General features: G+C 71.7%; 12 protein-coding genes and 1 pseudogene. 7 read left to right on the top strand and 6 right to left on the bottom strand.

What is annotated here, in order from left to right:
- Both VH969_RS22610 and VH969_RS22605 read left to right on the top strand, forming a co-directional pair.
- Positions 1-1,080 (top strand): enolase C-terminal domain-like protein (locus tag VH969_RS22610; protein ID WP_331977413.1); only part of this gene is annotated, 1,080 nt, incomplete at its 5' end.
- Between the two features lie 11 nt (positions 1,081-1,091).
- Positions 1,092-2,924 (top strand): glycoside hydrolase family 15 protein, encoded by a 1,833-nt coding sequence (locus tag VH969_RS22605; protein ID WP_331977411.1) that lies wholly within the window; start codon positions 1,092-1,094, stop codon positions 2,922-2,924.
- Here VH969_RS22605 and VH969_RS22600 read toward each other — a convergent pair.
- Positions 2,913-3,923 carry a DNA topoisomerase IB gene (locus VH969_RS22600; protein ID WP_331977409.1) on the bottom strand — a complete coding sequence of 337 codons (1,011 nt, stop codon included), beginning with the start codon at positions 3,921-3,923 and terminating at the stop codon, positions 2,913-2,915. The two genes, VH969_RS22605 and VH969_RS22600, sit on opposite strands and share 12 nt — an antisense overlap.
- A gap of 12 nt (positions 3,924-3,935) precedes the next feature.
- Positions 3,936-4,493: a DUF2231 domain-containing protein gene (locus VH969_RS22595; protein ID WP_331977407.1), complete on the bottom strand. Its 558-nt coding sequence runs from the start codon at positions 4,491-4,493 to the stop codon at positions 3,936-3,938.
- Between the two features lie 187 nt (positions 4,494-4,680).
- Between VH969_RS22595 and VH969_RS22590 the strand changes: the two genes are divergently transcribed.
- On the top strand, positions 4,681-5,754 hold the full coding sequence (locus VH969_RS22590; protein ID WP_331977405.1) for a glycosyltransferase: 1,074 nt from the start codon (positions 4,681-4,683) through the stop codon (positions 5,752-5,754).
- A gap of 196 nt (positions 5,755-5,950) precedes the next feature.
- On the opposite strand, the gene VH969_RS22585 is transcribed toward VH969_RS22590, so the two are convergent.
- The 4 genes from VH969_RS22585 to VH969_RS22570 all read right to left on the bottom strand — a co-directional run bounded on the left by VH969_RS22585 (position 5,951) and on the right by VH969_RS22570 (position 9,031).
- Positions 5,951-7,900 carry an aconitate hydratase gene (locus tag VH969_RS22585; protein ID WP_331977403.1) on the bottom strand — a complete coding sequence of 650 codons (1,950 nt, stop codon included), beginning with the start codon at positions 7,898-7,900 and terminating at the stop codon, positions 5,951-5,953.
- Positions 7,901-7,908: 8 nt separating this feature from the next.
- Positions 7,909-8,160 (bottom strand): metallothionein, encoded by a 252-nt coding sequence (locus VH969_RS22580; protein ID WP_331977401.1) that lies wholly within the window; start codon positions 8,158-8,160, stop codon positions 7,909-7,911.
- 162 nt (positions 8,161-8,322) lie between these two features.
- A complete protein-coding gene (locus VH969_RS22575; RefSeq protein WP_331977399.1) occupies positions 8,323-8,619 on the bottom strand; it encodes a GlsB/YeaQ/YmgE family stress response membrane protein in 297 nt (98 codons plus the stop codon).
- Positions 8,620-8,785: 166 nt separating this feature from the next.
- Positions 8,786-9,031, bottom strand: a complete 246-nt coding sequence (locus tag VH969_RS22570) for a hypothetical protein (RefSeq protein ID WP_331977397.1) — start codon at positions 9,029-9,031, stop codon at positions 8,786-8,788.
- Between the two features lie 104 nt (positions 9,032-9,135).
- Here VH969_RS22570 and VH969_RS22565 point away from each other — a divergent pair, with 104 nt between their 5' ends.
- From VH969_RS22565 to VH969_RS22550, 4 genes and pseudogenes are all read left to right on the top strand, one after another.
- Positions 9,136-10,056, top strand: coding sequence for a YihY/virulence factor BrkB family protein (locus tag VH969_RS22565; protein WP_331977395.1), 921 nt, complete (start codon positions 9,136-9,138; stop codon positions 10,054-10,056).
- Between the two features lie 50 nt (positions 10,057-10,106).
- Entirely contained in the window at positions 10,107-10,508 is a 402-nt protein-coding gene (locus VH969_RS22560; protein ID WP_331977393.1) for a hypothetical protein, read from the top strand.
- A 126-nt stretch (positions 10,509-10,634) separates the two neighbouring features.
- Positions 10,635-10,958: pseudogene (locus tag VH969_RS22555) on the top strand (DUF6766 family protein); the annotation flags it as partial.
- Positions 10,959-11,046: 88 nt separating this feature from the next.
- Positions 11,047-11,319 (top strand): DUF6766 family protein, encoded by a 273-nt coding sequence (locus tag VH969_RS22550; RefSeq protein ID WP_414638604.1) that lies wholly within the window; start codon positions 11,047-11,049, stop codon positions 11,317-11,319.
- Positions 11,320-11,381: the final 62 nt, after the last annotated feature.

Here is an 11,381-nt window from a genome sequence, read left to right as displayed (position 1 = left end):
GACGCACGGGCCTACCGGGTCCCGGCCCCGCAGCCCGAGGCCGACGGGACCCTCGAATGGGACGCCACCACGATCGTCGTCGTCGACCTGCGCGCCGGTGACACGTCGGGGCTGGGGTTCACCTACGCCGACGCGTCGTGCGTCCCGCTCATCCGCGACACCATGGCCGCGGCGATCCGCGGCAAGCCGGTGCTCGACGTGCCGGCGCGGTGGTCGGACATCCAGCGGAAGGTTCGCAACCACGGGCGGCCCGGCCTCGTGTCCTGCGCGCTGTCCGCTGTGGACATCGCGCTGTGGGACGCGGCGGCCCGGCTCGCCGGCCTGCCGCTGAGCACGCTGCTCGGGCGCGCGCACCCGGACGTCGCCCTGTACGGCAGCGGTGGCTTCACGACGATGAGCGATCGGCAGCTCGACGAGCAGCTCGACCACTGGGTCCACAAGCAGCAGATCCCGCGGGTGAAGATCAAGGTCGGCGAGTCCTGGGGCCACGAGACCGAGCGCGACCTCACCCGGGTGCGCGCCGCACGCGCGGCCATCGGCCCGGACGCCGAGCTGTACGTCGACGCCAACGGCGGCTACACGGTCGGGCAGGCCCGCCGTGCCGCCGCCCGCTTCGAGCAGAGCGACGTGCGCTGGTTCGAGGAGCCCGTCTCGAGCGACGACCTCGCCGGCCTCGCCGAGCTGCGCGCGGTGACCACTGTGGACATCGCGGCGGGCGAGTACGGCTACGACCTCGCCTACTTCGCGCGCATGATCGACGCGAACGCGGTCGACTGCCTGCAGATCGACGTCACCCGGTGCGGCGGCTACACCGAATGGCGACGGGCGGCCGCGGTCGCCGCCGCGGCCAACCGGGACGTCTCCGCGCACTGCGCGCCGAACCTGTCCGCGCACGCCGGGGTCGCGACGCTCAACATGCGCCACCTCGAGTGGTTCGCCGACCACGACCGCATCGAGAGCGCGTTCTTCGACGGCGCGCTGGACCCCGCCGGTGGCCGGGTCACGCCCGACCGCACGGCGCCGGGCCACGGGCTGACCCTCAAGCGGCAGGACGTCGAGCAGTACGCCGTCCGCAGGTGAGGGGAGGGCGGGTGGCACACCCGATCGAGGACTACGCGTTGCTGGGCGACCTGCACACCGCCGCCCTGCTCTCGCGCGCCGGCGGCATCGACTGGCTGTGCCTGCCCCGGTTCGACTCCCCGGCCTGCTTCGCCTCGCTGCTGCACGACGACAGCGCCGGCACGTGGCAGCTCGCGCCGACCGCGGGGGGCCCGGCGACCCGCCGCGGCTACCGCGCCGACACCCTGATCATGAACAGCGAGTGGGACACCCCCGACGGCACGGTGCGGCTGCTGGACTTCATGCCCCCGCGCCGGGAGACGGCGAGCATCGTCCGCATCGTCGAGGGCGTGTCCGGGCACGTGCCGATGCGGATGCTGCTGCGCCCGCGGTTCCACTACGGGTCGGTCAAACCGTGGCTGCGCGAGGAGGACGGGCGGTTCGTCGCCGTCGCGGGCCCGGACGCGGTATGGCTGCACACACCGGTGCGGCTCCACCGGCGCGCCGACGGCACGTACGCGGACTTCACCGTCGGTGCCGGCGATCGCGTGCCGTTCGTGTTGACCTACCGCGCCTCGCATCTGCCGCCACCGGAGCCCGTCGCCGCCGACGCCGTCCTGGCCGACACCGAGGCGTACTGGGCCGACTGGATCTCGCACTGCACCTACGACGGCCGCTGGCCCGGCCCGGTACGCCGCGCCCTGATCACGCTCAAGGCGCTGACCTACGCGCCCACCGGCGGCATCCTCGCCGCGGCCACGACCTCGCTGCCCGAGCAGCTGGGCGGCGAACGCAACTGGGACTACCGCCACAGCTGGCTGCGCGACGCCACCTTCACCCTGCAGGCGCTGATCGGCACCGGGTTCACCGACGAGGCCCGCGCCTGGCGGGAGTGGCTGGTCCGCGCGGTCGCCGGCGACCCGGCGGACCTGCGCGTCATGTACCGGCCCGACGGCGCCCGCGCGCGGCCGGAACACACGCTGGACTGGCTGTCCGGGTACGAGAAGTCCACGCCGGTGCGCGTCGGCAACTCCGCGGCGGGCCAGTTCCAGCTCGACGTCTGGGGTGACGTGCTCAGCGGCCTGCACCTCGTCCGGGACGCCGGACTGCCGGTGACGCACAGCGCCTGGGATCTCCAGCGCGGCCTCCTCGACTTCCTCGAGGGCCACTGGCACGAGCCCGACGAGGGCCTGTGGGAGGTCCGCGGCGAACGCCGCCACTTCGTGCACTCGAAGGTGATGGCCTGGGCCGGGGTGGACCGTGCGGTGCGTGCCGTCGAGCACCACGGGCTGGTCGGTCCGGTCGAGACGTGGCGGCGGCTGCGCGACCGCATCCACGCCGAGGTGTGCGAGCACGGCTACGACCCCGAACGCGAGACGTTCACCCAGTTCTACGGCTCGCGTGGGGTGGACGCCGCGCTGCTGCTCATCCCGCGCGTGAGCTTCCTGCCGTGGCAGGACCCCCGTGTCCTCGGCACGATCAAGGCGGTCCGCACGCACCTCGCCCACGACGGGTTCGTGGACCGCTACGCCCAGGACACCGACGGCGACGTCGACGGCGTGTCCGGCGGCGAGGGCAGCTTCCTCGCGTGCGCCTTCTGGCTCGCCGACGCACTGCACGCCATCGGGCAGACCGGCGACGCGCAGGCGATGTTCGAGAGGCTGCTGGACCTGCGCAACGACGTCGGCCTGCTCAGCGAGGAGTACGACACCGACCGCGAACGCCTGGTCGGGAACTTCCCGCAGGCGTTCAGCATGGTCGGCCTCGTCAACACCGCGCGCCACCTCGACGGGATCCCGATCACCACGCACGAACACCCGGACGACGGCCAGGCCGCCGTGTCCGGCGGGGGCTCAGTCGAGTAGGCGGATCACTGCCTTCTCGACGGCGGTGCGCAGCTCGTCGTCGGCCAGCATGCTCGGGTCGGCCGGAAGGTCGGCCAAGGCGTCGTCGATCGTCTCGCCGCGTTCCCACGCCGCGAGCACCCGCGGGTCCACATAGGACCGCCGGGCCACGGCCGGCGTGTTGCCGAGCTGCTCGGCCACCTGGGTCATCACGGCCTTCTCCGTGCGCCGCCGGCCGCGTTCGGACGTGGGCCGTTCCACCCCGGCGAGGGCCACGGCGGCCAGCACGGTCGCATGCCACGTGCGCAGGTCCTTCGCGGTGAACTCCTCCCCTACGAGCTCCTGCAGCCGCCGGTTGACGTCCTCCGCCCGGATCTCGCAGCACGCGCCGTCCTCCCGGTAGACGAGCAGCCGCTCCTCGTCGCCGCGGCCCCGCCGCAACGCGGTGACCAGCGCCGCGAGCGCGCCGTCGCGGATGCGGACCTTCCGCTCGGCGCCACCCTTCGCCACGTAAGAGAAGTGGACGGACCCGCGGTGCACGCTCACGTCGCCACGCAGGAGGGTGGCCACCCCGCGGCTGCCGTTGTCCTGGGCGTACTCCTCGCCTCCGGTCCGGAAGACGCCGCGGTCGAGCATGCGTAGCGCCGCGGCGAGCACGCGCTGCCGGCGCAGCCCTCGTTCCGCCAGGTCGATGTCGATGGCCGCGCGCAGGTCGGGCAGCCGCTTCGCCAGCTCGACCACGCGGCGGTGCTTGGCCGCGTCCCGGGCACGCCGCCACTGGTCGTGGTACAGGTACTGCCTGCGGCCGGCGTCGTCGGTACCGACCGCCTGGATGTGGCCGTCCGGCCGCGGGCAGATCCACACGTCCTGCCACGCGGGCGGGATGGCCAGCGCGCGGATGCGGTCCAGCACCTCGGAGTCGCGCACCGGCTCGCCGGCGTGGTCCACGTAGCGGAACCCGCGGCCGGACCGCAGCCGGCGGATCCCGTTGCCGTGCACGTTGCTGCGCCGCAACCTCACGGGGTCACCCGCTCAGGAGATGGCGGCCGGCTCGGGCCGGCGGATGAACGGCGGCTCCTCGAACCGGCGTACTCCCGAACCCTGCGCGTAGGCGAGGTGCCCGCCCAGCGCACCACCGGCGCTCGCGACGCCGACCCCGAGCAGGGTCAGCAACACGCCGGCCGCGTAGCGGTTCGTCCGGCGGCATCCGTAGGACGCCGCGAGCAGCGAGGTGGCGACGGTGTTCGCCGCCGCATGCAGCAGGCCGACCCGGCGCTGGGCCGGGTCCAGGTCCGTGTAGTCGGCCAGGCCGGCCGCCACGGAGGGCGGCACCATCGCGAGCCCGAGCGCCACGAGCCGCCGGGCCGCGACCCGCTGGCCAGTGCAGTCCAGCATCGTGGCTCCGGTCCAGGCGCCGAGCGGCACCGTCACCAGCACCGGGTGCAGGGGATGGCCGAGCCACGCACCACGAAGCAGTTCACGGATCTTGACGGCGCGCAGCACGCGATCGGTGACACCGGCCAACGCGCCGGCCGGCTTGTCGACGGATCGCAGCGTCTCGGCCCGTCGCAGCATGTCACGGGGCTTCATGGCACGGGCGTACCCCCGTCCGTGTCGCTCAACCGGCGTTTTGCGGACGTCCGGAACGGGTAAACCCGCGCCGAAGCGTCAAACAGTCGGCGCGGTCGCCCTTCGCCAGGAGCGGAATGGGATCGGCGGCGCCGATGTGGTTGTCGCGCGCCCATCCCCGGATCGCTCCCGACCCGAGGTTGAGGTCATGCAGAAGATCGCCCTAGTCGCTGCGCGCGCCGACCTGCGAGAACGTGACACCGTTCCGCACACCCCGTTTCTGGTCGCACTGGCCGACGCCCTGAGGGCCACCGGACAGGACGTCACCGTGTACGTCAAGAACGAGGACCGCCGCCCAACACCGGTAGGCCACGACATCCGTGTCGTGGCGCTGAAGGGCCGCTTCGGCGCCACGCTCGCCGACGCGCTGCGCACCGACCGGCCCGACGTCGTGCACGCGCACAACGCCGCGGTGTGGCGGGCGGCCGCCGACGCGGCTCGCGAGCTCGACGTGCCGTTCGTGTACAGCCTGCACGACGGCGGAACCGACCTCGCCCCGGTGCACGCGGCCGACCACGTCGTCGTCTCGTTCGCCGCCCAGCTCCGCACCCTGCTCAAGCTCGGCGTACCGCGCCACAAGGTCACCGTCGTGCCCTACGGCGTGGACGTGGACCACTTCACCCCCGACGGCTCGCCGGCCGACCCCGGCCCGCTGCGGAACCGGATCGTCGTGCTCGGCGACCTCACGCCGAGTTCCGGGTTCGCCACCCCGGTGGCCGCCCTGGGCGCGCTGCCGGACACCGAGCTGGTGATCGTCGGCGGGCCGCGCAGCGGCGCCCACGCGCGGAAGCTGCGTGACTACGCCCGCTCCCTCGGCGTCGCCGGACGGCTCCGGCTCGCCGGGCCCGTCCCGCGCACGGACCTCCCGGAGCTGCTGCGATCGGCCGACCTCGTGGTGTGCAGCCCGTGGGAACCGGTGTTCGGGGTCTCCGCGCTCGAGGCGATGGCCTGCGGCGTGGCCGTCGTCGCCAACCGGATCGGCGGCCTGGTCGACACCGTCGTCGACGCCGTCACCGGCACGCACGTCACGCCGCGCAGGCCACGCGAGCTCGCCGCCACGCTCCAGCGGCTCCTGCATCACCCGACCCTGCTCGAACAGCAGGGCGCCGCGGGCCGGGACCGCGCATGGGCCCGCTACTCGTGGCAACGCATCGCGGCCGACACCACGCACGCCTACCGCCGCGCGGGGGTCGTCGATCCCTCCCTGCTGGCGCGCCCGTAGGGGCGCCGCTCACACGGCGAGCGCGTCCGCACGGACCCGCGGCCAGGGTGAGCGCCGCGCCGAGCACGAGCAGCGCGGCGCAGACCAGCAGCGCGGCGTGAAAGCCGCCGGCGAACACGGCGGGGTCGTCCAGCCCGCTGCCGGTCAGGCCGACGGCCGGCGGGCCGCACCTTGTTTCGGTGGCTGGTGCCGCCCGTCAGCTGAGCCGGCCGGCCAGGAGGGGAATGCGGCCGCCGGCGCGGACGGTGTCGAGCTGCCGGCGCGAGAGGTGGTGGCGCAGCCGGTACGTCCCGCCGGCCCGCACGTCGCGGGCGGTCAGCACCGCCTCGTCGAGCTCCTCGGCCAGGTCGTCGAAGGCGAGGACGGTGCCGTTGTCGATGCGGTCGTAGTCGGCGGGGTCGTCGAACTCGAGGGCGAGCACGCCGAAGTTGGCCAGGTTCTGCCAGTGGATCCGCGCGAACGACTTCGCGATCACCGCCTGGAGGCCGAGATAGCGCGGGGTGATAGCGGCGTGCTCGCGCGAGGAGCCCTGCCCGTAGTTCTCCCCCGCCACCACGATGTGGCCGTTCGGGCCGCCGCGCTTCGCGTCGGTGGCGCGGGCCGGATAGGTCTCGTCGACGCGGGCGAAGGTGAACTCGGCGAGCTTGGGCACGTTGGAGCGGAACGGCAGCGCGCGGGCGCCGGCGGGTGAGATCTCGTCGGTGGACACGTCGTCGCCGAGCTTGAGCAGGACGGGCGCCTCGATGCGGTCGGGCAGCGGCTCGAAGTCGGGCAGCGCGGAGATGTTGGGCCCGCGGACGAGCTCCTCCTTGGCCGCCTCCTCGGGCGGCAGTGGTGCGACGAGCATGGCGGTGTTCACCGAGGCCCGCTCCGGAAGCTCGAGCCGCGGGTACTCGAGGCCGAGATCGCGGGGGTCGGTGATCGCCCCGGTCAGCGCGGACGCCGTCGCCGTCTCGGGGGAGCACAGCCAGATCGAGTCCTCGGCGGTGCCGGAACGGCCCGGGAAGTTGCGGGGGAACGTGCGCAGCGAGTTGCGTCCGGTCGCCGGTGCCTGACCCATGCCGATACAGCCGAGGCAGCCGGCCTGGTGGATCCGCGCACCGCCGGCGATCAGCTCGGCCGTCGCGCCCATCCGGGTGAGGTCGGCGAAGATCTGCCGCGAGGACGGGTTCACGTCGAAGCTCACGCCGTCCTGCGTCTGCCGCCCGGCCACCATCGCCGCGGCCATGGCGAAGTCCCGCAGGCCGGGGTTGGCGGACGAGCCGATCACGGCCTGGCTGACCGGCTCCCCGGCGACCTCGCGGACCGGCACGACGTTGCCCGGCGACGACGGCCTCGCGATCAGTGGTTCCACAGTGGACAGATCTATGTGGTCGGTCAGGTCGTAGCCGGGGTCGGCGTCGGCGGTGAGCGGGGTGAAGTCCGCCGCCCGGTCCTCGGCCCGCAGGAACGCCGCCACGGCGTCGTCGGCCGGGAATACCGACGTCGTCGCACCCAGCTCCGCGCCCATGTTCGCGATGACGTGCCGGTCCATGGCCGACAGGGTCGCGAGGCCCGGCCCGTGGTACTCGAGGATCCGGTTGCGGCCGCCCTGCACGCCGTGCCGGCGCAGCATCTCGAGGATGACGTCCTTCGCCGAGCTCCACTCCGGCAGCCGCCCGGTCAGCTCGATGCCCCAGATCTCCGGCATGCGCAGGTACAGCGGCTCCCCCGCGATCGCGAGCGCGACCTCGAGCCCGCCGACGCCGATCGCGAGCATGCCGAGCGACCCGGCGGCGCAGGTGTGCGAGTCGGACCCGGCCAGGGTCTTGCCCGGGACACCGAAGCGCTGCATGTGCGTCGGGTGGGAAACCCCGTTGCCGGGCTTGGAGAACCACAGCCCGAAGCGCCGGCAGGCCGAGCGGAGGAACTCGTGGTCCTCGGCGTTGCGCTCGTCGGCCTGCAGCAGGTTGTGGTCGACGTACTGGACGCTGACCTCGGTGCGGGCGCGGTCGAGCCCGAGCGCCTCGAGCTCCTGCATGACCAGCGTGCCGGTGGCGTCCTGGGTCAGCGTCTGGTCGACCCTGATGCCGATCTCGGTGCCCGGCACCGCCTCACCCTCGATCAGGTGCGCGTCGATGAGCTTGCGTGCCACTCCCCGGCCCATGCCGCGGCCTATGCCCGGTCGCGGACCGTCTCGGCGCCGGCCTGGCGGGCGCAGTGCGCGCAGCAGTAGAACGAGCCGCCGGCCTGGACACCGTGACCGATGACCTTGCACTTGCAGTGCTCGCACACCGGTGCGAGGGCGTGGATGGCGCATTCGAAGCTGTCGAAGACGTGTACCGCGCCCTGGGCCCGGATCTCGAAAGCCATGTCGTATTCGTTGCCGCACACCTCGCAGACGGTGGCGGTGTTCGTAGCAGTCATGTGGTCGACCTACCCGCGCCGACACGGGTTCATTCGACTGAATCGATGCCGTCTTCGTCGGCGGCAGTCCGGACAGCGAAAACGCGGGCCGGCCTCTCCGGCCGGCCCGCGCAATGGCGAACTTCGAGACGTTGAACTACGAGACGGCGAACTACGAGCCGACTAGATCCTGCTTTTCTTGCCGAGTACGCCCTTGCGCCGCCTGCCCAGCGCGGCGGCGGTGAGGCTCACGACGATCGCAGCCACGATCACCTGGATGATGACCTCGAGCCAGTCGATTCCCGCGGTGTTCTCCACCCCGAAAGCCCGCGCTATCGCGGTTCCGATGAAGGCCGCGACGATACCGGCGATAATGGTCAGCCAGATCGGTATCTTCTGTGACCCCGGCGCCACCATGCGCCCGAGCACGCCGAGCACCAACCCGATCACGATCGCGCTCAACACTCCTGCGATATCCATGGGAACTGTCTCCTCTCAACTGGCGGTGCGCGCGCGTTCGCTCGCGCGCCCGCACCCACCAGGCGTTTTCGGCGACTCTCGCCCCGGGAGGAACCGCCGATCGCGCTTCAGATCGAACGCTATGGGGTGCCCTAATCACCGCTGGCAAAACACGATCGTTAGGTCTTCACGCACCGCCGGATTCGCGCATCGCCTGCTGTTCGGGTCCGGCGGTGACGGATTTGCCGTGTTCCTCTGCCACCTCGTCCGGCTCCTCGTCCCCCGGCTCGCCGCCGTCGGGCGTGGTGAACTGGACGCCCTGTTCCCCTTCCGGTGCCGATACGTCCGGATCGTGACGCTGCCACCCCGCGGGCTCGTCCCGCGACGGCTCATCGTCGAGCTCGAGGTGTTCTTCCTGTTCCGAGCGTTCCATGAGGCCCTTCCCGTCGCCGTCCCGCTCCGGCTACCCGGGACGCGCCGATTCATGTGTTCCGCGGTCCGGTCCGGGTATCCGATTCGCCCACCGAGGAGGAAGACATGTCGAACGGCCCTACCGACCTGCCCAAACACGCGTGGTGGACCGCGCTGAAGCGTGCGATCAAGGAGTTCATCGCCGACGACATGCTGGACTGGGCGGCGGCGCTGACCTACTACAGCGTCCTGTCCATCTTTCCGGGCATGATCGTGCTGATCTCGCTCGTCGGCCTGCTCGGGCAGGACGCCACGGACGTACTCGTCGACAACATCCGCCAGCTCGCGCCCGGCGGCACCTCGGACACGCTGGTGAAGGTGATCAACGAGATCCAGGGGTCGGCGTCGTTCGCCGGCCCGGCGGCGATCATCGGCCTGCTCGGCGCCTTGTGGGCGGCGTCCGGTTACGTCGGCGGGTTCATCCGTGCCTCCAACGCGATATACGAGGTCGAAGAGGGCCGGCCGGCGTGGAAGACGTTGCCGCTGCGCGTCTTCCTGACCATCGTCATGGTCACGCTGCTCGCCGTGATCATCCTCGGCATCGTCCTGACGGGGAACCTCGCGGATCAGGTGGGTCACCTGCTCGGGCTCGGCTCCACCGGCGTGCTGGTGTGGAACATCGCGAAGTGGCCGGTGCTCGCCGTCCTGCTGAGCCTGGCCATCGCGCTGCTGTACTGGGCTGCGCCGAACGTACGGCATCCCGGGTTCCGCTGGCTCACTCCGGGCAGCCTGTTCGCGATCGTCGTGTGGGTGATCGCCTCGCTCGGCTTCGGGTTCTACGTGTCGAACTTCGCCTCGTACAACAAGGTCTACGGTTCGCTGGCGACCGTGATCGTGTTCCTCATCTGGCTGTGGATCTCGAACATCGCGGTCCTGGTGGGTGCGGAGCTCGACGCCGAGCTGTCGCGCGAGCGCGCCATCGAGGAGGGCCACCCGCCGGAGGAGGAGCCGTTCCTCGAGCCGCGCGACACCCGCGCCATGGACTGACCGCCGCGAGTCGAGTTGGCACCCGGGACGGCTGGTCGGAGGATCGACCGGTGTTGATCTACCGGCTGGGCGCGCTGGCGGCGGTGATCCTGTGCGCCGGCTTGTGCTGCGGCTGTGGTGCCGGCCAGCGCGAGGTCGACTCGAAGGAGACCGCGGCGCACTTCCTCGCCGCCATGGCCGGTGGCGACACGCGCGCGGCGTGCGAGCTGATCGCGACGAACACCCGCGAGGATCTCGAGAAGTCCGAGGGCCAGCCGTGCTCGTCGGCACTGGAGTCCGTCGACATCTCCGGCGGCCGGATCGGCGAGGTCGCGGTGTGGGGTGACCGCGCACAGGCACGGGCGACGAGCGGCACGCTGTTCCTCGTGCAGCTCGACACCGGCTGGCGGGTCACCGCGGCGGGTTGCACCCGCTCGGCGGACGGTACCTACGACTGCCTGCTGGCGGCATGATGCGCAGCACCTTCCGTTGGACGATCTTCATCATCTATCTGGGCGTGGTCCTGACCGGGCTGGCGTACTTCATCGTCGTCGGCCTGCTGCGCTTGTGAGGTCGGCTGCGATGTCGGCTGCGACGGGGTGGTGGGCTTGAAGCGTTTCCTCCGGGACAACGGGCTGAGCGTCGCGTTCGGACTGCTGTTCCTCGCCACGCTCCTCGGGCAGGCCGTCGCCGGCCACGCGGACTACAACCACCACCAGGTGCTCGACGGCGGCCGGACCATCCCGTTCTGGAGCTTCCTCGCCACCTCGGACTTCGCCGTCGACGTCGCGGAGAACTGGCAGTCGGAGTACCTGCAGTTCTTCCTCTACATCCTGGCCACCGTGTGGCTGGTGCAGCGGGGCTCGCCGGAGTCCAAGGAGCCGCACGAGATCGGCTACGAGTCCGACGAGAAGCAGAAGGTCGGCGAGTACGCCACGGACGAGTCGCCGAAGTGGGTGCGGGCCGGCGGGCTGGCGCACCGCGTCGTTCTCCCGCTCGCTCGGCCTGGTGATGCTCACGCTGTTCCTGCTGTCCTGGCTGGCACAGTCGATCGCGGGCGTGAGCGCGTACAACGAGGAGCAGCTCAGCCAGCTGACCGACGCGGTGAGCTGGCCGGCGTACGTGGCCAGCGCCGACTTCTGGAACCGCACGCTGCAGAACTGGCAGTCGGAGTTCCTCGCCATCTGGTCGATGGCCGTGCTGAGTGTCTACCTGCGACAGCGCGGTTCACCGGAGTCCAAGCCCGTCGGCAGCGCCCACGCCACCACCGAGACTTCCGGCTAGCACGTGTGGCGGTAGCGCCCGTCGCCGCGCGTGCGGCGCGTAGGGAGATCACCACCGTCGGC

The sequence above is a fragment of the Actinophytocola sp. genome, from assembly GCF_036555685.1.
GTDB lineage: Bacteria > Actinomycetota > Actinomycetes > Mycobacteriales > Pseudonocardiaceae > Actinophytocola.
Note: the sequence above shows the minus strand (reverse complement) of the source record. Positions and strands in the feature narration are given on the sequence as shown.

Bases quoted from the DNA above. Each gene is read 5' to 3' on its own strand.
- VH969_RS22575 (WP_331977399.1), bottom strand. From the start codon at position 8,619: ATGGATATCGCAGGAGTGTTGAGCGCGATCGTGATCGGGTTGGTGCTC.
- VH969_RS22570 (WP_331977397.1), bottom strand. From the start codon at position 9,031: ATGGAACGCTCGGAACAGGAAGAACACCTCGAGCTCGACGATGAGCCG.
- VH969_RS22595 (WP_331977407.1), bottom strand. From the start codon at position 4,493: ATGAAGCCCCGTGACATGCTGCGACGGGCCGAGACGCTGCGATCCGTC.
- VH969_RS22580 (WP_331977401.1), bottom strand. From the start codon at position 8,160: ATGACTGCTACGAACACCGCCACCGTCTGCGAGGTGTGCGGCAACGAA.
- VH969_RS22550 (WP_414638604.1), top strand. From the start codon at position 11,047: ATGCTCACGCTGTTCCTGCTGTCCTGGCTGGCACAGTCGATCGCGGGC.
- VH969_RS22585 (WP_331977403.1), bottom strand. From the start codon at position 7,900: ATGGGCCGGGGAGTGGCACGCAAGCTCATCGACGCGCACCTGATCGAG.
- VH969_RS22590 (WP_331977405.1), top strand. From the start codon at position 4,681: ATGCAGAAGATCGCCCTAGTCGCTGCGCGCGCCGACCTGCGAGAACGT.
- VH969_RS22565 (WP_331977395.1), top strand. From the start codon at position 9,136: ATGTCGAACGGCCCTACCGACCTGCCCAAACACGCGTGGTGGACCGCG.